This is a genomic window from Aliamphritea hakodatensis (assembly GCF_024347195.1).
Classification (GTDB): domain Bacteria; phylum Pseudomonadota; class Gammaproteobacteria; order Pseudomonadales; family Balneatricaceae; genus Amphritea; species Amphritea hakodatensis.
Genome location: NZ_AP025281.1, coordinates 3055803 through 3079649, shown reverse-complemented (window position 1 = coordinate 3079649; position 23847 = coordinate 3055803). Strand labels below are relative to the sequence as shown.

At 53.6% G+C, this 23847-nt stretch carries 21 protein-coding genes; 6 read left to right on the top strand and 15 right to left on the bottom strand.

Annotated elements, in window-relative coordinates; genetic code table 11:
- Window positions 1–252: 252 nt before the first annotated feature.
- Window positions 253–2985, top strand: coding sequence for a bifunctional acetate--CoA ligase family protein/GNAT family N-acetyltransferase (locus tag PCI15_RS14195; protein WP_271270607.1), 2733 nt, complete (start codon window positions 253–255; stop codon window positions 2983–2985).
- A 51-nt stretch (window positions 2986–3036) separates the two neighbouring features.
- Here the strand turns inward: PCI15_RS14195 and PCI15_RS14190 are convergent, their stop codons facing one another.
- From PCI15_RS14190 to PCI15_RS14175, 4 genes are all read right to left on the bottom strand, one after another.
- Window positions 3037–3345, bottom strand: coding sequence for an ArsR/SmtB family transcription factor (locus PCI15_RS14190; protein ID WP_205656730.1), 309 nt, complete (start codon window positions 3343–3345; stop codon window positions 3037–3039).
- Between the two features lie 274 nt (window positions 3346–3619).
- Window positions 3620–4186: a DUF5610 domain-containing protein gene (locus PCI15_RS14185; protein ID WP_271270606.1), complete on the bottom strand. Its 567-nt coding sequence runs from the start codon at window positions 4184–4186 to the stop codon at window positions 3620–3622.
- 134 nt (window positions 4187–4320) lie between these two features.
- Entirely contained in the window at window positions 4321–5583 is a 1263-nt protein-coding gene (locus PCI15_RS14180; protein WP_271270605.1) for a GGDEF domain-containing protein, read from the bottom strand.
- Window positions 5584–5687: 104 nt separating this feature from the next.
- On the bottom strand, window positions 5688–6041 hold the full coding sequence (locus tag PCI15_RS14175; RefSeq protein WP_271270604.1) for a hypothetical protein: 354 nt from the start codon (window positions 6039–6041) through the stop codon (window positions 5688–5690).
- Between the two features lie 318 nt (window positions 6042–6359).
- Here PCI15_RS14175 and PCI15_RS14170 point away from each other — a divergent pair, with 318 nt between their 5' ends.
- Window positions 6360–6554: a bacterioferritin-associated ferredoxin gene (locus tag PCI15_RS14170; protein WP_271270603.1), complete on the top strand. Its 195-nt coding sequence runs from the start codon at window positions 6360–6362 to the stop codon at window positions 6552–6554.
- Window positions 6555–6689: 135 nt separating this feature from the next.
- Window positions 6690–7082, top strand: a complete 393-nt coding sequence (locus tag PCI15_RS14165; protein WP_271270602.1) for a hypothetical protein — start codon at window positions 6690–6692, stop codon at window positions 7080–7082.
- Window positions 7083–7103: 21 nt separating this feature from the next.
- Here PCI15_RS14165 and bfr (PCI15_RS14160) read toward each other — a convergent pair whose 3' ends face one another.
- Together bfr (PCI15_RS14160) and bfr (PCI15_RS14155) are read right to left on the bottom strand one after the other, a co-directional pair.
- A complete protein-coding gene (bfr, locus tag PCI15_RS14160) occupies window positions 7104–7577 on the bottom strand; it encodes a bacterioferritin (protein WP_271270601.1) in 474 nt (157 codons plus the stop codon).
- A gap of 65 nt (window positions 7578–7642) precedes the next feature.
- Complete coding sequence (bfr, locus tag PCI15_RS14155; protein WP_271270600.1) at window positions 7643–8128, bottom strand: bacterioferritin; 486 nt, start codon at window positions 8126–8128, stop codon at window positions 7643–7645.
- A gap of 254 nt (window positions 8129–8382) precedes the next feature.
- Between bfr (PCI15_RS14155) and PCI15_RS14150 the strand changes: the two genes are divergently transcribed.
- Window positions 8383–9129: a sulfite exporter TauE/SafE family protein gene (locus tag PCI15_RS14150; protein ID WP_271270599.1), complete on the top strand. Its 747-nt coding sequence runs from the start codon at window positions 8383–8385 to the stop codon at window positions 9127–9129.
- A gap of 88 nt (window positions 9130–9217) precedes the next feature.
- A complete protein-coding gene (locus tag PCI15_RS14145; RefSeq protein WP_271270598.1) occupies window positions 9218–10156 on the top strand; it encodes a universal stress protein in 939 nt (312 codons plus the stop codon).
- 126 nt (window positions 10157–10282) lie between these two features.
- Here the strand turns inward: PCI15_RS14145 and PCI15_RS14140 are convergent, their stop codons facing one another.
- The 6 genes from PCI15_RS14140 to xthA form a co-directional block, all read right to left on the bottom strand.
- On the bottom strand, window positions 10283–11305 hold the full coding sequence (locus tag PCI15_RS14140; protein WP_271270597.1) for a LacI family DNA-binding transcriptional regulator: 1023 nt from the start codon (window positions 11303–11305) through the stop codon (window positions 10283–10285).
- Window positions 11306–11401: 96 nt separating this feature from the next.
- On the bottom strand, window positions 11402–12940 hold the full coding sequence (locus PCI15_RS14135; RefSeq protein ID WP_271270596.1) for an ABC transporter permease: 1539 nt from the start codon (window positions 12938–12940) through the stop codon (window positions 11402–11404).
- Complete coding sequence (locus tag PCI15_RS14130) at window positions 12937–14001, bottom strand: quaternary amine ABC transporter ATP-binding protein (RefSeq protein ID WP_271270595.1); 1065 nt, start codon at window positions 13999–14001, stop codon at window positions 12937–12939. The genes PCI15_RS14135 and PCI15_RS14130 overlap by 4 nt, the downstream gene beginning before the upstream one ends.
- Window positions 14002–14129: 128 nt before the next feature.
- Window positions 14130–15098, bottom strand: a complete 969-nt coding sequence (locus tag PCI15_RS14125) for an ABC transporter substrate-binding protein (protein WP_271270594.1) — start codon at window positions 15096–15098, stop codon at window positions 14130–14132.
- Window positions 15099–15165: 67 nt separating this feature from the next.
- On the bottom strand, window positions 15166–17541 hold the full coding sequence (locus tag PCI15_RS14120) for a DUF1989 domain-containing protein (RefSeq protein WP_271270593.1): 2376 nt from the start codon (window positions 17539–17541) through the stop codon (window positions 15166–15168).
- A gap of 363 nt (window positions 17542–17904) precedes the next feature.
- Window positions 17905–18714, bottom strand: coding sequence for an exodeoxyribonuclease III (gene xthA, locus PCI15_RS14115; RefSeq protein WP_271270592.1), 810 nt, complete (start codon window positions 18712–18714; stop codon window positions 17905–17907).
- Between the two features lie 279 nt (window positions 18715–18993).
- Here xthA and gorA point away from each other — a divergent pair, with 279 nt between their 5' ends.
- Window positions 18994–20349, top strand: a complete 1356-nt coding sequence (gorA, locus tag PCI15_RS14110; RefSeq protein ID WP_271270591.1) for a glutathione-disulfide reductase — start codon at window positions 18994–18996, stop codon at window positions 20347–20349.
- A gap of 72 nt (window positions 20350–20421) precedes the next feature.
- Here the strand turns inward: gorA and PCI15_RS14105 are convergent, their stop codons facing one another.
- From PCI15_RS14105 to PCI15_RS14095, 3 genes are all read right to left on the bottom strand, one after another.
- The gene (locus tag PCI15_RS14105) at window positions 20422–21444 is read right to left on the bottom strand and encodes a GGDEF domain-containing protein (protein WP_271270590.1); all 1023 of its coding nucleotides are present in this window, start codon (window positions 21442–21444) and stop codon (window positions 20422–20424) included.
- 397 nt (window positions 21445–21841) lie between these two features.
- Window positions 21842–22450, bottom strand: a complete 609-nt coding sequence (locus tag PCI15_RS14100; RefSeq protein ID WP_271270589.1) for a YigZ family protein — start codon at window positions 22448–22450, stop codon at window positions 21842–21844.
- Entirely contained in the window at window positions 22447–23604 is a 1158-nt protein-coding gene (locus PCI15_RS14095; RefSeq protein WP_271270588.1) for a cation diffusion facilitator family transporter, read from the bottom strand. Before PCI15_RS14095 ends, PCI15_RS14100 begins: the two co-directional genes overlap by 4 nt.
- Window positions 23605–23847: the final 243 nt, after the last annotated feature.

The window sequence follows — 23847 nt, the reverse complement described above, 5'->3', positions numbered from 1 at the left end:
TCAGAGTCAAAACCCGCCGCCCGGCGGGTTTTTTTCGTCAGGCTGATTTATATTCCCGTAAGGTTACAGTCTGAACTGTCAGCAAACCCCAGCCGTCCGGGAGAATGACCGGGATGAGTGTGTCTGTCCTGACGCAACCTTTGATGTTCGTCACAAAGTGATGAGTAAAATCTATGCTGCACCTGCGAAAGAAGCGTTTCACAGGTAGAATAGCGGCTATTATGTTTGCTAATCCATTGCAGGGCTGTCGCTGTGAGTACCCGATATCTGAAGCGTTTATTTAATCCCCGGTCTGTTGTCATTATCGGCGCGTCTGAGCGCCAGAATAATATGGGCGGCGTGGTGTTGCAGAACCTGCAGGAAGGCGGTTACAAAGGCCAGTTAGCAGTGGTGCACCCTGATGACCATGGTGAGGTATTCGGCGTGCCTGCGTTCACGGAGGTGAGCGGGCTGGACTGGGTGGCTGATCTGGCAATTATCTGTTCGCCGCCGGCCACGGTGCCGGGCATGGTGGAAGTGCTGGGGCAGCAGGGTGTTAAGGCGGCAATGATCCTCACCGGTGGCTTGTCCCGGGATGTTGGTTCCGATGGTAAGAGCCAGCGGGACGCCATCCGGGAAGCGGCAGAGCCCTATGGTATCCGGATTCTCGGCCCTGACTGTATGGGATTACTGGCCCCCTGGCAGAGCATTAATGCCAGCTATTCACACCTGAATATCCAGAAGGGCAAGGTAAGCTATATCGGCCAATCCGGTTTGCTGGGCACGGCGATGATTGACTGGGCAAATGGTCAGGGCATTGGTTTTTCACACTTCCTGACGCTGGGGGACGGGGTGGATGTGGACCTTGCTTCCATTATTGACTATCTGGCACAGGACCCGCACACCCAGGCGATTCTATTGCAGATGGATCATCTGATCGGCAGTTCCCGGGATTTTATCAGTGCATTACGGGCTGCTTCCCGGAACAAGCTGGTGCTGGTGCTGAAATCCAATATGGTCTTCGCTGAAGACCGCTTGCAGGCGCCGGCACCGGGTATCGCCCATGAAGATCTGGTGTACAACGCGGCCCTTAGCCGGGCGGGTGCGGTCAGGGTTGATACCAGCGATCAGCTGTTTAATGCGCTGGAAACCCTGTCGCGGATGAAAACCATGCGCGGTGAACGGTTGGCGATTGTTTGTAACGGTATGGGGCCCAGTGCGCTGGCGGTGGACCGGTTAAGGAGACGGGGCGGCCGGCTGGCAGAACTGACCCCGGCAACGGTGACTGCCCTGAAGGAAGTCTTACCGGGCAACTGGAGTGGCCGTAATCCTATTGATCTGAGTGCAGAAGCTACCCCGGAGTGTTTCTCCCGGGCGGTGCAGTTACTGAGCAAAGACGATCAGGTAGATGTGGTGCTGGTGGTGCATGCTCCCACCCGTCTGGCTTCCGGGGCGGATACCGCTGAGGCGGTGATTGCGGTGGCTAAAAAAACCGTGCGAAACGTTCTGACCTGCTGGATGGGGCGTAGCACGGCGATTGACTGCCGCAACCTGTTTAATGATGCCGGGATGACGACCTTTATCACCCCGGAAGAGGCGGTGGATGCGTTTATGTATATGGTGGACTTCCACCGTAACCAGAGCGCCATGAAACAGACGCCGCTGCCTTATATCACCCAGAACCGGGAAAATCATATCCGGGCCAAGCATTTACTGGAGGTGGCGTCGGCAAAGGGCCGCAGTTTCCTGCGCCACAGTGAGGCCTGCGAGCTGCTGGATCAGTACAGTATTCCGGTGGCTAAATCCTGGTATGCAGATGATATAGAAGAAGCGGTTGAGGCTTCGCAGCAGTTTGACCGTCCGGCGGCGATCAAGGTACTTCACGACCAGAATGCCCAGCCGTACTGTTATGACGAAAAAAGTCAGCAACGCTGGCAGGATCTGGCGCTGGATCTGGAGAACGAACAGGAAGTCCGGCAGGCGGCGGTCCGGCTGGCATACCGGGCACGGGAGCGTTGCCCGGAAAGCGGTGCATTGGGATTCTGCGTTCAGCCCATGCAGCGGGGCAAACAGTCGATTCTGATCAACCTGGGTATCAGCCGGGACCCGGTGTTCGGGCCAGTGATAATTTTTGGTGTCGGGGGGTATACGGTGGATGTGATTGCTGACCGGCGGGTAATGTTGCCCCCGCTGAATCTGAGTCTGGCCCGGCAACTGATCTGTCAGAGCCGCGCATGGCAGGTACTGCAGGAAAACAGCCACCGCCCGCACAGCGATCTGGAACAGTTGTGTGAAGTGTTGCTGAGTTTGTCGCAAATGGCTGTGGAATTACCCCATTTACAGGCGGTGGAGATTAACCCGCTGATGATCAACAAGCAGGGCGTACTGGCGGTGGATGCCGCAGTATCTCTGGGGGAGCCGGCACCGCTGGCAATTTCTGCCTATCCTGAGCATCTGCGGGAAGAAGTTAGCCTGAAAGGCGGAAGGCCCGTTGAGATCCGGCCGATTCGCGGCGAGGATGAGCCCAATCATTTGTTGTTTTATAACAGCCTCAGCGCTGAATCGATCCGGCTGAGGTATTTCTATAACCGTGGTGTGCCGGATCATCTGGAACTGGCCAACTGGACGCAGATTGATTACGACCGGGAGATGGCCTTTATCGCCACAGCCTGGAAAGCGGATGGCAGCGGCTGGGAGACCCTCGGAGTGGTACGGGCGGTGACCGACGCGGATAATGTCCGTGCGGAGTTCTCGGTGGTTATCCGTGATGAGCTGCAGGGGGAAGGGCTGGGCCGTATTCTGATGCAAAAGGTCATCGACTACTGCCGCAGCCGGGGCACACTGTTGCTGATGGGCTCAACACTGGTGTCGAATAAGGGCATGCAGGGGCTGGCCCGTCATCTGGGCTTTAATAACAGCTACAACATGGATGAAGACGCTATCGAAATGGAGATGCTGCTGAATGAGCCGGAACAGGACTGGCAGAAGCAGCGGCTGAAGCACTGACTGGCAGGGGAATCATGGGCACTGAAGGGGCACTCTTCAATGCCTGACCGGTTATAGCGTTGGGCAGAACACTTCGTGCAGGGTGTGAATAATGCGGGTAGCATTATTGCCCGACAGCGAATAGTAGATGGTCTGCGATTCACGGCGGGTGCTGACTAACTCATCCTTGCGCAGTACTGCCAGATGCTGCGATAAAGCCGACTGACTAAGATCCAGATAGTCGTTTAACTGAGTGACCGACAGTTCTTTGCCATCGAGATGACAGAGAATCAGTAACCGGCTTTCGTTACTCAGGGCTTTCATTATTTTTGCGGCCTGGGCCGCATTGTCTTTCATCATTACCAGGGTCTCTGGCGTCATAGGATGATCCGCAATGGTATTCAAGGGGAAGTCTCCGGTAATTTTTATTATTGTGCGGGACTGACCAAGGATCACTCGGCCATCCAACACAGGGATTCTAGTGGAACTGGAATTAAATCTCAATTTGCTAATACACTAGAAACGACGCTGGCTGGCGAGCAGATACTGCAGTTTGTCGCTGAAAAAAATCCCGGGGAGTATTTGCGTCCGGCACTGATCGTAATTTTTTTGATCATATACCTAAGTAGGATGCCGGACATTGATCTGAATCGGGTTATGTTGCGGCGCTTTCAGCGGGGGCCGGTCCGGTCAGGTTTTCAAAGAAAACATCGAGTTTTTCCTGCACCAGATCGTAGGTGGTATCGATATTGGCGGCAATGTCTCCTTCAAGCACTTTCAGACCGTCGAGAATTTCACGGGCTTCATCAAAGCCCTGTTTGATGCCGCCGCGGATGATCTCGCTGAACTTACTGGCCGCTTCTGCTTCGCTGAGTTCCGGATTTTGCTGCCGGTAGCTGCCGAAGAAGGCCGTGGTCTGGCTTGCGATACGTTCTGCCGTGGCTTCCGGGCTGACATCCAGGCCAGCGTCATAGGCTTTGTTGATAGAATTCTCGCCGAGATCAGCTTCCAGTACTTCATTGAGCTTATCAATCGCACTGCGGTACACCAGCGCCAGGGAGTCGTTACCGGAGCTGATGCTGACATTCAGTGATGCCTGCAAGATTGACTGGTTCAGTTCGGTCCGGCTGGACTGGGCGGTGCTGACCTGTTCGGTCTGGTTTTTTTGCTGAGCAGATACGTCATTGCTGCGGGGCGTGGTTCCCTGAGTATTAATCTCCATAGTACCGGTCTCTGAATGGGGTTAACGATCTCTTTACTATCGGCTACTCAGGGAAAATATCGAGTGAATTTATTTCAACCGGGCCGGGGCAGCGTGCGCCAGTCCCGGCCAGGCATGAATAAACAGAGATGCTGTTATTCGTTAGTGATGCCGGTCTGCCGCCCGATGGTGCGGTTACGGCCCATCTGTTTAGCCTTATACAGGGCCTCATCGGCAGCTTTGAGAACGGCGCTGCTGTCTGCCAGATCATCGGTATTCTGGCACAGGCCCAGACTTATACAGACCTGCACATAGTCCGACTCCGGCTGGCCTTTGCTGCGCTGATTTTTGCCCTCGTCGGCATCTTCCGGGCGGTTGTCGCCGCGAATATACATCGGGTACCCGGCCACTGCTTCCCGGACCCGCTCTGCGGTATGCCAGGCGGCTGCTTCATCCTTGCCTTTAAAGAGGATGGTAAATTCTTCACCCCCATAACGGAATACCTGCGCGCCTTTGGCGGCCTGACGCATCTGGCTGGCCACCATTCTCAGTACCTGATCGCCGACATCGTGGCCGTAGGTATCGTTGAATTTTTTGAAGTGGTCCACATCCACCATGGCCAGGGTGTAATGTTTACCGACACTGGCGAGCTGGTTCTCCAGTGCCCGTCGTCCGGGCAGGCCGGTCAGTTCATCGATAAATGCCATGCTGTAGGAGTTAAACAGAATGGTAAACAGCAGCAATATTAGCGCCGAGCAGGCGAACAACGCAGAAACCAGTGGCTGTGCGAAGAACGCCAGCATAACCGCCGCGGCCAGTGTCATCATCAGCATGGCGGCGTCTACCAGGCTCTGACGCCGCATCAACAGAAAACCGTTAAGTAGCAGCGTTGCCGAGAATACTGCCAGGCTGACCTGATTCAGTAATAGCGGATCAAATGCCAGCTCCAGCATGGATGACGGCAGGGTGCTTATCCAGCCGGCGAAGCTCTGGGTATATTTCAGCCCACATAACAGCAGGTAACCGCAGATGATAATGCCCGCCCGGGGGATGGCCCAGCGAGGACTGAAGCCCCGTTCCGGGTACAGACTGAGTAACGCCTGCTGGGCCGGAAACAGCAGGCAAAGCAGGCTGAAAAACACAAAATTGGCAGGCAGATTAAGTGAGGTCTGCAGCTCCGCCTGAATGGCTGCATAAAAGCAAAGGGCGTTGAGTGACCCCAGGAACAGCCGGCCCTGATTAAAACTCATCGCAAGGATCAGACTAATAACACCAAGAATATACGGGAGCAGGGTAACTATATCTTTATAGTGCAGGGGCAGGGCGGCTGCCTGCTGCTGTAACAGGATTCCGGCAATCAGGGTGATAATGCCGGGAATCAGTAAACGCAGCGACTTTGTGAAGGCATGAGCAAGCAAAGAAATGGCCTTAAAATAACAAACAAATTAAGGCGTTAGGGTATCACAGGCTGTCCGGATGATGAGGCTGCTGTTAACCGCTTTGGGGAATTTCTTTGCCGGTTTCAGTTCGTTTCCGGGTGCTCGTTATGGTATTGCTCTATCAGAATAACGATGATCCCCAGCAGGAAGGTTTCCAGTTCATCAACACTTTTATTGAAGTAGCTGAGAAATTTTTCTGCCTGATGATCCTGCAGGAGCTTATTCATCAGTGAGTACTGGATTTCCGGCTTGTTGTTATCGGTACGGGGGGTTATCTGCCAGTTAATAAAGTCGCTGTGCAGATCGGCCATCTGTTCCTGCGCAAACTGGCAGAAGGGCTCTATATGTGAGCGGCCCTGAGGGCCCAGGCAACCTGACTCAACGTTATAAATGATGGTCAACTTCTTGGCTGCGGGTAATGGTAAGCGTACTGTCATAGATCTGTTTAACCTGATTCACGTCCCGTGTGAGCATAGTAATTGTTTTTCTGATTCAGTGAACGGGTGTCGTTAAATTTTCAAAGGCTCCGTTACTGAGGGGCGTAGGGTTTCAATACATTAAACAAGCGTATAAATCGTTTGTAAATCAACAGACTGATTAATTCTACCCAAATTTGTGTGAGGCAGCAGTCCTTTGTACTCAGTTTGACATTGAAGCACATTATTGATGTGAATCATTTTCATGTTGATTCATCTTGATAGTCATTATCATTTACATTAATATCTCCGCAGCTACTGTTAATGAGAATGAGTTCAATGTACGTCTGCATTTGCCACGGTATAACCGATAAAAAGATTGAAGCCAGTATTGAAGCTGGGGCGACCACCATGAAACAGCTTTCTACTGAGCTGGGTGTGGCCAGTCAGTGCGGTAAATGTGCACGTGTCACGAAAAAAATTCTCAATGATAAGCTTTATGAGCTGGCGGAAAACGCTGTAAAAGTTGCCTGATCAGGCAATTTCTCTTCTCTGTGTCCTGGGCCCGTCTGCCCGGGTCTGATATTTCTTTTCTTTTTAATCCTGTTTGACCCTGACGGTCGTCTGTTTATAAGATGTTTTTAAACCACCTGTTTAAGAGTGCCTCTTATGAAACGCTCGCTGGCCCTTACCCCGCTCAGTAAAGAACACCATCTTGCCTTGGTGAATGCCAAGCGCATACTGGATGCTGCGCAAGTGTCTTCGCAGGCTTTATCCAACCAGTGGCAGGTTATGCACGGTACTTTCATTGCTGACTTACTGGTTCACTTCGACGAAGAAGAGAAGCTGTTTGCACATCTGTTAAGCGGTGACCTGAAGCAGCAGTTCGAAGAAGAACACCGGCAACTGCGGTGTCTGGCAACCGCGGATACTGATGAGGAGCGAGCGGAGTTTGCCCGGTTGCTGAGGGCACATGTACGGTTTGAAGAGCGGGAAATGTTTAACTGGCTGGAGGAGCACCACAGTGACGCGCTGGCCACTGCGGTGGGGATTACTTCTTAATATTTGTCCTGGCGGACGGGTTTAGTCGTCATCCATCTGGGTTTGCAGGTAGTTTTCCATGCCGGCATTGGCAATCAGATGCTGCTGGGTTTCCAGCCAGTCGATCTGTTCTTCCTGATCTTCCAGAATACTTTCCAGCAGGCTGCGGCTGATGTAGTCATTCTTTTCTTCACATTTGGCAATGGTGTCTTTCAGCGGTTTAAGTGCTTCCAGCTCAAAGTCCATATTTGCCTGAATGATTTCACCGGTGTCTTCGCCGATCCTTAACCGGCCCAGATCCTGCAGGTTCGGTAAGCCTTCCAGAAACAGAACCCGTTCGATAATCTTATCGGCATTCTTCATTTTCTGAATGGACACTTTGTAATCGGCTTCATTCAGGCCACCCAGCCCCCAGTTCTTGAACATGCGTGCGTGCAGGAAGTACTGGTTAATGGCGACCAGTTCATTCGCAAGTACGGCGTTCAGGCCTGCGATAATTTGGCTATCACCCTTCATAATTTTTTTCCTTATCGGCGTATCAGTCTGTGATATCTGTTCTGATAAATGGCTGTTTTAGTGAATTATGCGCCGGCGCCGCCGCCCATCTGTGACTGGGTATAGTTCGCAATGCCGATTCGCCCGATCAGACCCAGTTGCTGCTCCAGCCAGTAAACATGGTCTTCCTCGGTGTCGAACAGCAGTTTTTCCAGAACTTCGCGGCTCTGATAATCCTGTTCAGCTTCGCAGGTTGCGATCACGTTACGGACGGCTGCAACGACTTCCATTTCCAGCTTCAGATCATTTTCCATCATGGATTTAATGTCATGACCAATGATCAGTTCGCGGCGTTTACTCAGGTTTGGCACACCTTCCAGAAAGAGGATACGCTTGATCAGCCAGTCTGCATGCTGAGTTTCTTCTTCCATTTCGTGATTCAGTCGGGTGTATAGCTTTTCCAGGCCCCAGTCGTCATACATGCGAGAATGTACAAAGTACTGGTCAATGGCGGCGAGTTCATTCGCCAGCAGCATATTGAAGGCGTCGATAACTTTTTGGCTGCCTTTCATGGGATTCTCCGTATCAGGCTCTTGTCATTGATTGTGTGTTCGGACAGGTGGTTTTTTATAATTGGTTCTACCCGCCGGACAATAGGGTGGCATAAATATAGCGTATAAAGATGACAATTGTGTCTGTGATTTAATGCTGTTTTTGCATACCATGCCGGGATTATCATTTGTAAATTATTATCGCTAACCGGTGCATAGGATTCGCGTTAAGTATTTGAAAATAAATATCATTCGGCAAACGCTGAGGAATGTGAATGGAACTTATTGAGTGGGTTATGCTGACGTTGATCGTCGGCGTTGCTGGGGTGGTCAGGGGCTGTATTGGCTTTGGTTTTTCAGCGTTGGTGGTGGCTTCGGCGACACTTTTTCTGGCCCCGTCCCAGGTAGTCCCGATGATTGCGGTACTGGAAATTGCAGCCAGTATTCAGATGGTGCTCAGCACCTGGCGGGATACCGCCTGGCGAATTCTGAGCTATCTGCTGATTGGCACTCTGATCGCCACCCCGCTGGGCGTGTATGCGCTGGTGGTGATGCCGGCGGATAATATTCGCTTGCTGCTCTCGGCGGTTATCCTGATTATGAGTGTGCTGCTGGCTGTTGGCTGGCAGTACCGTGGCCCCACCGGCCCGGTGCCGTTTTTCGGGCTGGGGCTGGTGTCCGGGGTCTGTAATGGTGCTGCAGGGGTAGGCGGTTTGCCGGTGGCAACCTTTCTGACGGCCATGAATCTGACCATGACCGAGTTACGGGCCACCCTGGTTATGTTCTTCCTGCTGACGGATATTATCCTGCTGAGTACGGCCTCCGGCCATGGCCTGCTGAACGAAGAACTGGTGTGGCAAAGCCTGGCAATGATGGTGCCGATGGGGATAGGAATTTTCTTCGGCTCGCGCCTGTTCAGGGTATTGCCGGAGAAAAAACTGCGCCGGGGGGTGATCTGCCTGCTGATCCTGTTATCGGCGGTGGGCATTATCCGGGCCGGGATACAGGCGTTCACCGGATAATCTTTCTCTGCACTGACACTAAAAAAAGCGTTGAAAAATTCTTATGCTGATTCATGCTTAAAGGGTGAGAGTGAACAGGGGGTTAGCGATGAATATAGAGAAGATTCTGGTTAACGTGGAAGCGGGAGTGGATCATCAGTATCTGCTGGAGAAAACCTTACGCCTTGCTGAAGCCAGCGATGCCCGTGTGGAGCTGTTTCGCTGCTGCTATAACACGTCTTTGCGTAACAGTTATCTGTTCGATAAAGAAGGCCTGCTCCGCGCGGAACATGGCTTTATGAATCAGGCTGAGCGAGAACTGGAAGTTCTGGCGGAGCAGCTGGAAGCCGAAGGTGTGGATGTTGACTTCGATGTTTGCTGGGAGCGGCACCATGCCGACAGTCTGGTCCGTAAGGTGCTCCGTTATCAGCCGGATATCCTGTTGCATCAGATAGAGAAACATTCCCGTCTGGGGCATTTCCTGTTTGCCCAGAGTGACTGGCAACTGATCCGTGAGTGTCCGGTGCCTTTAATGCTGGTTAAGGAACACAGCTGGTCGGATGGCGGTCATGTGGCGGCAACCGTTGATCCGTTTCATGAGTGTGAATCTCCTGCAGTACTGGACAGCCATATTCTTGACTGGAGTGCGGCGATTGCCCAGCAGCTTGAAGGTGAAATGCGGGTGATGCACTGTTTCAACGTTCTGCCCCATTCCGCCATTTTTGACGAGCACGTGGTGGCTGATTTTGAAAATATGCAGGTGAAAGTGCGCCGTGAGCATATCCGGGCACTGGATACTTTGCTGGAACCTTACGGACTGAATACTGACAGTTCCAGAGTCAATTTGCTGGAAGGGCCGCCACACCGGAAGATGCTGGAATATGCGGATGATCATCATGTGGATTTACTGGTGATGGGCGCGGTTGCCCGCGGTGTATTTGACCGGCTGATGGTGGGCAGCACCATTGAACGGATTCTGGACTCGATCCACTGTGACATTATGGTGGTAAAAGGGCCAGATTTTGAATGCCATGTCAGTGAGTCCTGATTTGGTCAGTCTCTGAAGTGCTATCAGAAACCATCCTGCGGGATGGTTTTTTGTGTCTGGTTGTTTTTTCAGGCGAGAGTTCTTCAGGTCTGGTTTCTCAGGCCTGGTCCCTTCAGGCTTATTTTCTCAGACTGAGGGCGCCGGGCCGCTGGAATCCCGAATTACCAGATGCGAATCGATCAGTTGGCTGGCGATGGCAGTGTTCTGTTCAATGTTGTCCATCAGGGCCCTTGCGGTGGCGTCACCCATTCGCCGGGAAGGCGTGTGTACGCTGGTCAGCCCGGGATTACTGACGGCAGCCCAGTCCTGATCATCAAACCCGGTGACTGACAACTGTTGCGGTACGCGGATGCCTAGGCGGGGCGCTTCCAGTAAGACCCCCATGGCCAGCACGTCAGAAGTGCACAGTAGTGCCGTGAAATTCAGGGGCGGGGTGAGGATGTTTTTGGCTGCCTGGCAGCCGGCGGCAAAGTTCAGTTCCGTTTCACTGATACTGATATCGCTGACCCCTGCTTCATGTAAACCGTCCAGAATGCCCTGTACCCTGATGCGGGTCCGGTCGATCAGGTCCCGCGGGCCAGAGAGAATATGAAACTGTCGGTGGCCGTGGTCCAGTAGGTGCCGGGTGATGGCTTTACCCATGCTGTAGTTATCGTAGCCGATTGTCGGCCACGGATACGCGGCGTCGAATAAGCTGGTACAGACCAGCGGCAGGTTACGGGCGGCGATCAGTTCCAGCAGTGCTTCATCGTGTTCAGCACCAGACAGAATCAGGCCTTCAATGCCCATTTTCAGCAGTTCTTCAACCCGGTGGCTTTCGCTGTACCGGTCAAAGCCACAGGTGGCAACAATCAGTCCGTAGCCGCGGGTTGCCAGCGTCTGTTCAATGGCATCAATAAACCGGGCAAAGATGGAGTTGTCGATAGTGGGAATGACAATGCCAATGGTGTAGCTGCGGTTCATGGTCAGTGAGCGGGCAGCGCTGTTAGGGACATAATTCAGCTGCTTGGCGGCGGCCATCACTTTGTCGCGGGTATCAGGCCGTACGGTGCTGGCCTGATTAAATACCCTGGAGACGGTGGCGACGGAGACCCCTGCGAGTTTGGCGACCTGACGGACGCCGCTTTGTCCGGACACTGCTTTATTCATAGGCAAGGAGAATACTGGATCTGTGGTGCTTTGAGAAGAAAACGCTGCCGTGTTGTCACGGCAGCGCTCTGGTTTCAGCCGGTGTGACGCTTATCGTCAGCGTTTACCCTGAATGATCCGGTCAAGAATCATGGAGCAGATCAGAATGGCAAAGCCGGCCAGTATACCTTCACCGGTGGAGGCGTATTGCAGTGCTTCCAGTACATCTTCACCCAGGCCTTTTGCGCCGATCAGGGAGGCGATGACGACCATGGCCAGGCTCATCATGATGGTTTGGTTAACCCCGGTCATGATGGTTTTAGCCGCCAGTGGCAGATCAACTTTGAAGAGCAGGTAAGCCGGTGTGGCGCCGAAAGAGATTGCCGCTTCGCGAACATGCTCCGGAACACCCTGCAGGCCCAGTACCGTCAGGCGGATAACCGGCGGGCTGCCGAATACCAGTGTCGCCAGAATGGCGGCCGGTTTACCTGTCCCGAAAAAGGCGATGATAGGAATCAGGTAGACGAACGATGGCATGGTCTGCATGAAGTCCAGCACCGGCCGGATAAAGGTATATACCCGGGGCTTGCGGGCACAGAGAATCCCCATTGGAATGCCCAGCGAGATACTGACACAGGCCGCAGCACCCAGCAGGGATACAGTGGCCATTGCTTTGTCCCAGAAGCCCAGAAAGCCCAGGTACATTAAGCCTGCTACGGCAAAAATGGCGACTCTTGGCCCGGCACACTGCCATGCCAGCAAGGCAATGAACAGAATCACAACCGGCCATGGCGTACCGACGAACAGGGTTTCCAGCCCGTCCAGCAGCACCCGCACGCTGTCGGTTACATTATTGAAGAAACCGCTGCCGGCCACTGTGGCGTAATCAAACCATTCTTTCAGGCCGGAACTCACGCCGGTACGGAAGCCTTCCGGTGCGGGAAAGGTTTGCAGGGCGCTCCAGGTGGTTGGAAAGGAAAACTGTGCGGATGCCAGACCATAAACGGTGGCCACGATTGCCAGACCGGTGATGCCCCGTAATGAGGATATGCCGTGGGGCAGGTAACGGTCGGAGCGCCACAGGGTAAAGTGTTTTTCCAGTGCCTGATTGGCGATTAGCCCCTGAATCAGTTTAAAGGCTGCCATCACGGCCAGGCCGAAAATCAACAGGGACATGCGCTCGGTTTCAAGTGCCTGCGCCTGCTGCAGTGCCTGCTGGACGGCGTTTTCCAGTGAGTTGACGATGCGGGTCAGGCCTTCGACGTTACCGGACCCGGTTTCAATGGCGCTGGCCAGTTGTTCCCGGCGCTGTTCCAGGGTGGCGCTGATGCGTTCAGCCCGCAGCTTGGACTCCGCTCCCAGATCACTGAATAGCCCAAGTGAGATCTGAATACAGGCAAAGGCTTCCAGCAGTACAAAGACCAGAAACCAGTTCCATAACCCCCGGGCGGCAAACCATACCGGGCCCAGTAACGCAGCCATCAGATTGAAGCTCAGGATAAAGCGGTTAGCGCCGCTGATCCGTGCAAAGGCTTGTCGGTAGTACGGGCTGTTCTGGACGCAATACTGGTCGACCAGCTCATTCACGGCCTGCTGGTAGGCGGCTGTGTTTTTGTCTGCGGCGGCGTTGGCTGTGTGTTGGGTGGTGCTGTTCATTCTGAACCTCCGTTGCCCTGGATACCGCGCATAATGTCTACCCGGTCGATTACGCCGACGGTTGCGCCGGCGTCTTCAACGATGATTGCCCCGGGCCATTCAATGGCGGTGTCAATCAGGGTGTTCAGGTCGGCATCGGCGCTGACTTTCGGGGCGTTCTGCGCCAGCGGGCCATATTCGGCAATATAGGCGTCCGGGCTTTGCATCAGTGAAGCGGCATGGACAAACTTGAGCCGGGAAATACTGGCGACAAAATCAGCGACGTAATCATCGGCAGGGTTGGTAACAATGTCTTCAGGGGTGCCGATCTGGATAATGCGGCCGTCCTTCATGATGGCGATCCGGTGGCCGATGCGAATAGCTTCATCGAGGTCGTGGGTGATGAAAAGGGTGGTTTTTTTCATAACCCGGGCCAGCTGCATGAACTGATCCTGTAACTGGCGGCGGATCAGCGGATCAAGTGCGCTGAAGGGTTCGTCCATCAGCAGTACCTGAGGGTCGGCGGCAATGGCCCGTGCCAGACCGACCCGCTGCTGCATCCCGCCGGAGAGTTCGTGGGCGTATTTATCTTCCCAGCCGTTCAGCTCTACCAGTTCCAGTACCCGGTCGGCTTCCTGCCAGCGTGTGGCCTTGGGCAGGTCACGGATTTCCAGAGGCATGGCGACATTATCCCGCACGGTGCGGTGGGGCATCAGTCCGAAGTTCTGAAAGACCATGGCGATACGGCGGTTGCGCAGATCACGCAGCTGTTTCGCATCCAGCCCGACAACGTCATCACTATTGACATGAATATGACCGGCAGACGGTTCCAGCAGGCGGTTTACATGGCGTACCAGGGTAGATTTGCCGCTGCCGGATAAGCCCATGATGCAGAAGATTTCGCCTTCTGCCACTTCAAAGCTGGCGTCTGCCACGCCGACCACACAATTATATTCTTCCAGTACCTGTTGCTTGCTGATGCCATGTTCCTGCACTGCCTGCAGTGCTTCGCGCCAGCGGTCGCCGAAGATCTTCCAGACCCCGCTGACCTGAATAGCCGGCTGCTCGGTTAGTGTATTCACCGTTACTTCCTTCTTATTCTGTTTGTTTCTGCTGGCCTGCCACGTCTGAGAGACGTGGTAGGTTCCGGTGACAGTGGCCCTGAAACGGGCCCTGTGCTGACTATCTGTTCTGAAGGCCTGTGCTGGCCTCAGAGGCCCAGCCATTTATCGACAGTTGCGGTGTTGGCGTCGACCCAGGCTTTGGCCACATCGGCCGGTGCCTGTTTCTCAATGACCACGGCATGAGTCATGGCGCTGATGGCCTGATTGTCCAGATCGATGTTCTTCAGGAAGTTCGCCACTTCCGGAGCGCGCTGTTCCAGTGATTTAGAATAGGCGACCCGAACGGTTTTTTTCGCATCACCGCTGCTGATGTGAGATTTAGCGAACCATTCAGAGTCCTGATCAGGCTGTACCATACGGTAGGTGTCAGGATTATTTTCCGGTTCTTCCACCATGGTCACGTCATAGAGTTTGTGAACGTAGTGGGGGTTGTAGCAGTAGAACACCACGCCCTGACGTTTTTTTATGGCGGCGGAAATTTTGGCGTAGAACACCGCTTCATCTTCGGTGGTCGGTTCGAGGAAGTCTTCAATGCCGTAATCCCGGACTTTCACCTGATTGATTTTGGTGGAGCCCCAGCCTGGCGCCCCGACCCAGATTTCCCCTTTGCCGTCGTTGTTCAGGTCGAACAGCTTCTGGGCTTCGGGGGTGGCCAGGTCATAAATGGAGCTGATGCCGTGTTCGGTTTTCATATAGGTCGGCATACAGAAACCGCTGACGCCTTCATAAGACCCTTCACTGAGATTGACGGTACCGTTCTCTTCCACGTATTTATCGGTGAAGCTTTGCTGATTGGGCAACCAGACATCCGGGTGTACGTCGATATCCCCCCGGCCTTTATCCATACCGGCGTAAATCGCGGCGTTAGCCCCCGGGGCCAGGCCGACTTCAGCACCAAGCTTTTCACTGGCAACGACCTGAATCACGTTAGCGATAATTTTGGCGCCCGGCCAGCTGGGTTCGCCGACGGTGATTTTATCCGTCGCATGGGCCTGACTGAAAAGCAGGCCTGAAGCACTGAGGGCGATCAGCAGAGGTTGACGTAAAGATTTCATGTTTCACTCCGGTTGTTATTGTTGGTGTGGGTGTTCGCTACTTAAGGCATTGCCGGACAAAAGCCGGTTACTGCCTTGCTTTATGACGTTGCGGATCAATGAACGGCAACTCACAGACCGTTGCACTGAGACGTTTCATGTGGCCGTCGAGCCGGCCGATTTCAAGCGGGGTGCCGGGGACCGCCAGTTCAGTGGCGACTCTTGCCATGGCGATAACCTGTTGCAGCTCCGGTGACCGGGTGGCGCTGGTGATCGTGCCCACGGGCTGGCGTTCAAGGAAAATGTGATCGCCGTGCTGGGGCAGTTCGTCCCCCTGTATTTTCAGGCCGACCAGCTGTTTGCGCGGCGCCTGGCGGTTTCGTTCAATGGCCGCACGGCCGGCGAATTCGGTGTTGCGCATGTCGATGGCAAATCCCAGGCCAGCTTCGTCCGGTTCGGTATCTCCGCCGAATTCGGCACCGCTGATCATCAGGGCCGCTTCGATTCTGAGCATTTCCAGTGCGTCACCGCCCATCGGGCTGACGCCGAGACCTTCACCGGCAGCAAATACCGCATCCCACAGGGCGACCGCGTCACGGTGATCACAGAACAGTTCATACCCCAGTTCACCGGTAAAGCCACTGCGGGTGAGCATGAATGGGATGCCGTCACGGTCATGGGTGCGGGCAACGGCACAGCCGAACCATTTAATGTTGTTCAGTTCCGGCTGGGCTGGCTGGGTGAACACCAGCCGTTGCAGCAGTTCGCGGCTTTTCGGGCCCTGGATGGCAAGGTTGCAAAGCTTGAGGGTCAGATCCCTGATCCAGACTTTAAGGTTATTTTCCCGGGCGAGGCTTTCCAGCTGCCGGGCGGATTCGTCGCTGCCACAGCACCAGCGGAACAGCTGCGGTGCCAGCCGGAACAGGGTGCCGTCATCAATGACTGCGCCCTGGTCTGAGCAGAGCAGGGCATAGTAGCCACGGTGAACGGACAGCCGGCTGATGTCCCGGGTCAGGGCCAGTTGTAACAGCCGTTCGGCGTCCGGCCCGTAGATGTCCAGCTTACGCAGGTTGGACATGTCCTGAACGGTGACATTGTTGCGGCAGTTCCAGTATTCGGCGATGCTGCCGGTACTGTCAAATGCCTGGGGTAGCCAGTAATTACGGGCATTATGGAAACGCTTGGTCAGTGCGCTGGTACGCGGATGAAAAGGGGTTTCGGTACTCATAAACGGGGTCGACTCCGGTAAGGATCGGTAAGCAACAGAGCGGGGAATGGCCGCATCCGGACGGTATATGCGTATGTGTATCTCAGTCGGGTTCCAGCCGTTGATCGGGTCGATATCGTCCGGGCAGGCAGTGCTGACGCAGGTGAGGTCAGTGAGGGCCTGCATCAGTACATAATCCCCGGGCCGGGACCAGGATTCATCGGAGCCAAGCCGGTGGCTGTCAGGATCAATCCAGGAGTTAAAGAAGAAGTTAATGGCCGGCCAGGCCCGGCGGGATTGAATGCCGTAGGGAGCATAGGCGGCAGATATATTGTCGGAGCAGTTGATATGGCCGGGAAAGCCCCGTTCTGCATAGCCGAATTCGGTGCAGGCCAGTGCGAATGTGTCATGACGGCCGGCGGTATCCTGCACCACCGCCAGCAGGGGCTTCATGTCCTGATCATAAAATTTGTCATGCAGCCCTGGCTGGGGGTAGGCACCGGCCGCCAGCGAGCGGCTGACGGTGGAATCAATAAAGCGTTCTCTGCCTTCAGCCAGTGCGGCTGAGTTCATGGCCATAAAGTCGGAGCACTGGCGGCCTTCCACATCGATGATCTGAATGTATTCGCCTTTCTTAACGGTGTAGGCTTTGGCGGTGGCACGGGGGATGCGGAACTCATCCCGAACCGGCCCCAGTGGCTCCGGCAGTGGCTGATCGCTGTCGGTTTCAGATCGCTGGATACTGATATGGGTAACCGAGCGGGGCTGTTCACTGCCGTCTACCAGTTGGCTGCTGGTGGCAGAAAGAGCAATGAGCAGGCAGTAATCCTGCGCCGCCTGAATAATCAGGGGGAGCTCGGCGTTTGCCAGCATATCCCGGTTCAGTATCCGGAAGCTGAGGTCCTGTAACGCCAGTTGTCGCGCTTGCAACCGGGGTTGTATAGCCAGCGAATTAAATTGCTCAGCAGGCTGGTCTGCTGCTGGCATAGATTGCATAAATTCGGGCTGATAGTTGACGGTACTGAGGCTTCCGGGAGAAGCATCACCGGTGGTCAGTGCTGAGAACAGCAGGGTGCTGTCGGTCAGGCTGGCGTTCAGTGACAGCAGGTCACCTTTGCGCAGGCTGATCCAGTGGCAGCCTCCGGGATTAAGTTGCAGGGTTTCCTGAGTGTCCGGTTGTGGAAAGCCGGGATACAGGGCGGTGGTGTCCAGCCCGCCCCGTGAAGGTTCCCAGATAAGTGTCGTTGCATCAGCCATGGCAGGGCTCTTGTCATCAGGTTGTGTGGATGATTAATAGCTGCATTTAGTCATTCTGATTAAATGTAACCGGTTACATTTGTATTTAACTTAATCCCGGTTTTGACTCTTTGCAAGCCCTGGGGCTAAAAAACAGGTGAAAATTTATACAGACGGCGGAGCAGACTCTTTATCGGTTTGCCGGTGTAACTGTTACATTTTGCTTTGTCAGCGGGCTGCCTGCGCCGGCTGCCGGGGAGGGGGGGAGGGAGGCCGTTCCGGGGGGAGGGCAGTGAAAAGGCAGAAAAACAGGCCGTGGCGAGGAGGAAATAAAAAAGGATACCCGCGGGTATCCTTCTTAGATCTGATGGCTATTCCGGCCGGTTAGCTGAACTCGGCCCAGATAGGTGCGTGATCTGACGGTTTTTCCATACCGCGGATATCATAGTCGATGTTTGCATCGGTGCAGCGTTCATACAGTGGTTTTGTCACCAGGACTGCATCAATGCGCAGGCCGCGTTTCGGTTCTGCCTCGAAGCCACGGCTGCGGTAATCGAACCAGCTGAACAGGGCATCTTCGGTCGGATGGAGTTTACGGAAGGTGTCCTGCAAGCCCCAGCCCAGCAGGGTGGCCAGCCATTCCCGTTCTTCAGGCTGGAAACTGGCTTTACCTGTTTTCAGCCAGCGTTTGCGATTTGGCTCGCCGATGCCGATATCGATATCTTCACTGGAAATATTCAGGTCACCCATGACGCAGACATTGGCGTCCGGGGAGCAGTGTTCATTCAGGTGGATCTGCAGGTCGGCATAAAATTTACGCTTGGCCGGGTATTTGGTCTCGTGGGCAATATTTTCGCCCTGCGGGAAGTAGCCGTTAAGGACGGTAACGGTTTCGCCGTCGATGTTGTATTCGCCAATAATCATACGGCGCTGAGCGTCTTCATCATCGGTGGCAAAGCCCATCTGAATGCTGACCGGTGGCTGTTTGGAAATCAGGCAAACACCGTAATGGCCTTTCTGGCCATGGAATTCAACGTGGTAACCCAGGTCGGTGATCATCTCTACCGGAAATTCTTCGTTATGTACTTTAATTTCCTGAATGCCGATAACGTCTGGCTGGTGCTTGTCGATGAGGGCTTTGATCTGATGAGGACGTGCACGCAAGCCGTTGATGTTGAAAGAGATGAGTTTCATTGTAATTCCGTAAGGCTGAATCGAAAGGCCCTAAGTTACTCTGCGCACCGCTAAAGATCAATCGCCTGGCACGCGGGTAAACGGGAAGTTTTGTTTATAGCTTTTGGTAATTCTTAAAATGGATGTTTATAAGTGATTGCTATAAGTATTGTTGATTATCTTTATTGGCAGTTAGTCGTCCAAACAGGTAGATTAGCGTCTTTATATGACCGCAGGTTGTCGCGGTTTTGATTGATATTCGCAGCGCAGTACGTGGCGTAACAGAAAAGAGGAATAATTGTGGCAGAGTTTGATTTTGATCTGTTTGTAATTGGTGCCGGTTCAGGCGGTGTACGTGCCGGACGTATGGCAGCTGCCATGGGTGTAAAAGTAGGGATGGCTGAGGACCGCTACATGGGCGGTACCTGTGTCAATGTGGGTTGTGTACCGAAGAAACTGTTTGTTTACGGTTCCCACTACCATGAAGATTTTGAAAATGCAGCGGGCTTCGGCTGGGATGTGAAAGCGAATGGCTTTGACTGGCCGACCCTGCGTGATAACAAGACAAAGGAAATTGAGCGTCTTAACGGTATTTACCGCAACATGCTGAAAAATGCCGGCGTGAACCTTATTGAAGGCCGCGCGCGGATTACCGGTCCGAACGCGGTTGAAGTATCCGGGCAGACCTATACCGCTGAGCGTATTCTGATCGCCACCGGCGGCTGGCCGTTCGTCCCAGAGTTTGAGGGTAGCGAACATGCGATTACATCTAATGAAGTATTCTATCTGGATGAATTTCCGAAACGTGCACTGGTGGTGGGCGGCGGTTACATCGCGGTTGAGTTTGCCGGTATCTTTGCCGGTCTGGGGGCTGAAACATCTCTGATTTACCGCGGTGATATGTTCCTGCGCGGTTTTGACGAAGAAGTACGCCGTTTCACCGCTGAAGAAGTTGCCAAGAAGAATGTTAACCTGCGCTTCAACAACAATATCAGCAAGATTGAAAAACAGGCTGACGGCAGCCTGCTGGCGCATATGACCGATGGCTCGGTTCTGGAAGCGGATACCATTCTGTACGCGACCGGCCGGGTACCTAATGTTACCGATCTGGGTCTGGAAACGGTGAATGTTGAACAGCAGAAGAACGGCGCGATTGTGGTGAACGACAATTTCGAAACCAGCGAGCCGTCAATTTATGCGATCGGTGATGTGATTGACCGGGTGCAACTGACGCCGGTTGCCCTGGCTGAAGGGATGGCGCTGGTGCGTAATCTGTTCGGCGGTCAGGATCAGAAGGTGGACTACAACCTGATTGCTACGGCGGTATTCTGCCAGCCAAATATCGGCACTGTCGGTCTCTCGGAAGAGCAGGCCCGTGAACAGTACACCAATGTGGATGTTTACAAGTCATCTTTCCGGGCGATGAAGCATACGCTGAGTGGCAGTGATGAGAAGACCTTCATGAAGATGCTGGTGGACCGTGATACCGATAAGGTGCTGGGCATTCACATGGTGGGTGCAGATGCCGGTGAAATCATTCAGGGCATGGCGGTCGCGCTGAAAGCCGGTGCGACCAAAGCAGTATTTGACTCTACTATTGGTATTCACCCAACCTCTGCTGAAGAGTTTGTAACCATGCGTGAGCCGGCTAAATAAAAGGCTTTCACCGGGTATAAAAAAACGCGCCGGATGGCGCGTTTTTTTTCGTAAGCAGTCGCAGGGTGGTGGTCAGCCAGCCAGCTGTACCTGATCGCGTCCGTTGGCCTTAGCCTGGTAAAGGGCTGCATCGGCGCGGCTTATGCAGGCTTCCGGGGTTTCACCCGGGATCAGCCCGGCAACGCCGAATGACGATGTAATTGAGCTGATGACTTCGCCGGACTTCTTCTGTTTGATCCGGATCGCTTTGATTTTACCGCGGATGGTTTCGGCCAGTTTAGCCGCCGCAGCGGTATCTTTACCCGGCAACAGGACAGCAAATTCTTCGCCGCCAAAACGGACCGGTAACAGCGGCGGCAGGCACAGCTCTTTAACCATTTTACCCACGTACTGCAGGACTTTGTCGCCCATCAGGTGGCCATAGGTGTCATTAAATTTCTTGAAGTGATCAATGTCGATCATCACCAGCGTGACTTTGGCGTCCTGACTGCTGGCAATCTGGCTGAATTCCATATCGAATACACGGCGGTTGAACAGACCGGTAAGGGCGTCCACGCTGGCATCCTGACGGGATTTCTCCAGCTCCTGCTTGAGGGTGGCAATCTCAGCCTGAGCTTCGTCGATCTTGCTCTGGAACTGTTTGGTGGTTTCGCTCATTGCCTGGGTGTTTGCCGTCAGTTTTTCAATGATTCCGGCAACGTTTTCGTCCTGGTCAATGAAATGGCTGGCCTGTAAAGCCTGCAGGCTGTCTTCCAGAACATCATTGAAGGCTTCGGTATTCTGGATGGTGCTGCTGGCTTCATTTTCCAGGCTGCCCATAACGGCCATCAGAGCGGTCTGCAGGTCTTCAGCGTTATCGATTTCTTCTTTAATGAGGAAATCACGAAACATTTGTTCACTGACAATACTCGGGCAGGTACCGTAAGTTTCCAGCGCCTTGTCCATCTGGGTGTTGAGCCCCGGAATGACGTTGGAAACATAGGCATACCAGAGTGAATAATTCAGCGGGTTGGGCGGGATGCTGTATTTGACCATCAGAGGGATGGCCTGACGGAGGCATTCTGCAGCCTGATTTGGATTATCTGCGAACTTCATACGACCTCTTCTGCGAGTGCAATCGTTATATCAACAAGTACAACAATCAAACATGAACCTGATTTTCTACTCAGTAGTTATCTATCGGCTTGATTTGGCGGAACTTTATAGTTTATTGAAAATAATTAAACAACTGTTTTAAAGCCCGGGTGCGCTATTTTTGTGATCCTCGCATGAGGTGAAGCAATACTGAAATAAGACTATAGGTTAATGTGGGCTGTTTGAACAATTTAAAAATGAATAACTGATACAGAACAGACACTTATCTCTGTCAGGCAGGACTTTAAGTCACTGGGTTGTAAACGTGCTGCAAATCACAGTCCGGTGCTGGGACAGGCTGCCGCTGAAGGGGCCATGGGAGCTGCCGGCGGAGGTTATTCGCTGGCAGCCGGGCGGACTATTCGCCGGTTGAGAGGGTCACTTTGTGCTGAATCGGCTGCAGCGCCTGCTTAAAATCATCCAGTTGCTGAACTTCTATCCGGCCGTGAATAACCAGCTGTTCTTCAAAGAGCCGTTCGTCCACCTGAATGCTGAAGCGGACAATCAGCTGTTCCAGATCACCGGTCAGGTCATAACCGGCACTCAGGCTGATCGTCGACTGGGGAATAACCTCTTCGGTTTCCAGCAGGCGGATACTTTCATTCAGGCTCTGGCCATAAGCCCGGACCAGCCCGCCGGTGCCCAGTTTTACGCCACCAAAGTAACGGGTGACCACGGCGCAGATCTGCCCCATCCCGGAGTGCCGCAGAATGTTAAGCATAGGCTGGCCGGCAGTGCCTTTAGGTTCACCGTCATCACTGCAGTTCCACTGTTGCGGATCTTCAGGATAGCCTGCCACATAGCTCCAGCAGTTATGGTTGGCCTTGGGGTGCTGGCGGCGAATGCTGTCGATAAAGGCGTCTGCTTCTGCCCGGCTATTAACTGGCGCGATATAACAGATAAACCGACTGTGCTTGATAATGATTTCACTGCTTACAGCAGCGCTGGGGCGCAGGTAGGTCTTCATTTCAGTACTTGATCGTTGCTGTCGGTATGGCGTACCAGCAGGTTAAGATGGCCAAACCAGGCGTGTTTGCTCAGTTCAGTGTTCAGTTGCTGTTGCAGGTCTGGCAGGTCGTACGTCACAGTGTCCGGATGATTGAGCTGCAGGTCAATTTCAATGGCGTCGGTGTGATAATGCAGACTGAGGCGGTGAATTTTCAGCTCCGTTGCATCATGCCGGTCCAGAATAGCGAACAGACAGCGGCTGATTTCTACCCGGTTGGGCAGCACCTGGCAATAGTTCTCTGCTTCATCATCATAGGTATCAATATGGAAGATTACGTGCTTTATGTCGGGAAAACGGGCCCGCAGACGGTATACCGCCATATCACCGATAAAATGTCCCTCTGATGCGCTCAGATAGGGCGCTATCTGCAGGTGAACCTCCAGCAGGATATGGCTGGCCATCCGCCGGCTTTTAAAGTTGTGAACACTGAGGATGCCCTCAACCTGCATGATTTCGTCGGTGTAGGCCTGGACATCTTCTTCCGGTAAAGCGGTGTCGAGTAACTCCTGAACACATTTCCAGCTCAGCTCAATGCCTATTTTGGCAACAATAAAGCCCACCAGTATGGCGGCAACTGCATCCAGCCAGGCAAAGCCGCTCATGGCGCCGGCAATGCCCACAAATACGATGATGGATGAAAGGGCGTCTGTACGGCTGTGCCAGGCGTTGGCAATGAGCAGGTCAGACTTCAGCTTTTGTCCGATCGCCAGGGTATAGCGGAAGATCGCTTCTTTGGCGATGACAGATATCGCGGCTACCAGCAGCGTTGGCCACTCAGGAATGAGCAGCTGATTGCCGCTGATCAGGGTGTGCAGGCTGTCATAAGCAATGGCACCGGCCACCAGAATCAGCAGGCCGCCGAGAATAATTGTCCCCAGTGTTTCGAACCGGGCATGACCCCAGGGGTGTTCTTTGTCCGGTTCCTGATGGGAATACTTCAGAATGACGATGACCATAAAGTCGGTCAGCAGATCTGAAAGGGAATGGATGCCGTCAGCGACCAGTGCACTGGAGTGGGCAATGCTGCCTATAACGATCTTCAGGGCACCCAGCAGGGCATCGAGAACAGCGCCGATCAGGGTGATTTTCTGTGCTTCTGATTGCGGGGTCATAATCTGAATAATAGCTGTTATCGGGCAGCTTCGTCTGAATACGGAGGAGGCATACTAATGTGTCTGGCTGACGTGCTCCAGCTTCCGGATCAAAAAGCAGTAAAAAAAATATCAGAAAAGTACGCTTTTCGGGTTGACTTGGCTCTGTCACAGAGCTGACGCGGTTTTGCAATATAGTGTGGGAAAAATACCGCTTTAGTCAGGAAATATCCATTTTGAAGTTTGTAACTTATTGAAAAATAT

Bases quoted from the DNA above. Each gene is read 5' to 3' on its own strand.
- PCI15_RS14105 (WP_271270590.1), bottom strand. From the start codon at position 21,444: ATGAAGTTCGCAGATAATCCAAATCAGGCTGCAGAATGCCTCCGTCAG.
- PCI15_RS14150 (WP_271270599.1), top strand. From the start codon at position 8,383: ATGGAACTTATTGAGTGGGTTATGCTGACGTTGATCGTCGGCGTTGCT.
- PCI15_RS14140 (WP_271270597.1), bottom strand. From the start codon at position 11,305: ATGAATAAAGCAGTGTCCGGACAAAGCGGCGTCCGTCAGGTCGCCAAA.
- PCI15_RS14165 (WP_271270602.1), top strand. From the start codon at position 6,690: ATGAAACGCTCGCTGGCCCTTACCCCGCTCAGTAAAGAACACCATCTT.
- PCI15_RS14135 (WP_271270596.1), bottom strand. From the start codon at position 12,940: ATGAACAGCACCACCCAACACACAGCCAACGCCGCCGCAGACAAAAAC.
- PCI15_RS14095 (WP_271270588.1), bottom strand. From the start codon at position 23,604: ATGACCCCGCAATCAGAAGCACAGAAAATCACCCTGATCGGCGCTGTT.
- PCI15_RS14125 (WP_271270594.1), bottom strand. From the start codon at position 15,098: ATGAAATCTTTACGTCAACCTCTGCTGATCGCCCTCAGTGCTTCAGGC.
- PCI15_RS14170 (WP_271270603.1), top strand. From the start codon at position 6,360: ATGTACGTCTGCATTTGCCACGGTATAACCGATAAAAAGATTGAAGCC.
- PCI15_RS14145 (WP_271270598.1), top strand. From the start codon at position 9,218: ATGAATATAGAGAAGATTCTGGTTAACGTGGAAGCGGGAGTGGATCAT.
- PCI15_RS14100 (WP_271270589.1), bottom strand. From the start codon at position 22,450: ATGAAGACCTACCTGCGCCCCAGCGCTGCTGTAAGCAGTGAAATCATT.
- xthA (WP_271270592.1), bottom strand. From the start codon at position 18,714: ATGAAACTCATCTCTTTCAACATCAACGGCTTGCGTGCACGTCCTCAT.
- bfr (WP_271270600.1), bottom strand. From the start codon at position 8,128: ATGAAAGGCAGCCAAAAAGTTATCGACGCCTTCAATATGCTGCTGGCG.
- PCI15_RS14120 (WP_271270593.1), bottom strand. From the start codon at position 17,541: ATGGCTGATGCAACGACACTTATCTGGGAACCTTCACGGGGCGGGCTG.
- PCI15_RS14190 (WP_205656730.1), bottom strand. From the start codon at position 3,345: ATGACGCCAGAGACCCTGGTAATGATGAAAGACAATGCGGCCCAGGCC.
- PCI15_RS14185 (WP_271270606.1), bottom strand. From the start codon at position 4,186: ATGGAGATTAATACTCAGGGAACCACGCCCCGCAGCAATGACGTATCT.
- bfr (WP_271270601.1), bottom strand. From the start codon at position 7,577: ATGAAGGGTGATAGCCAAATTATCGCAGGCCTGAACGCCGTACTTGCG.
- PCI15_RS14175 (WP_271270604.1), bottom strand. From the start codon at position 6,041: ATGACAGTACGCTTACCATTACCCGCAGCCAAGAAGTTGACCATCATT.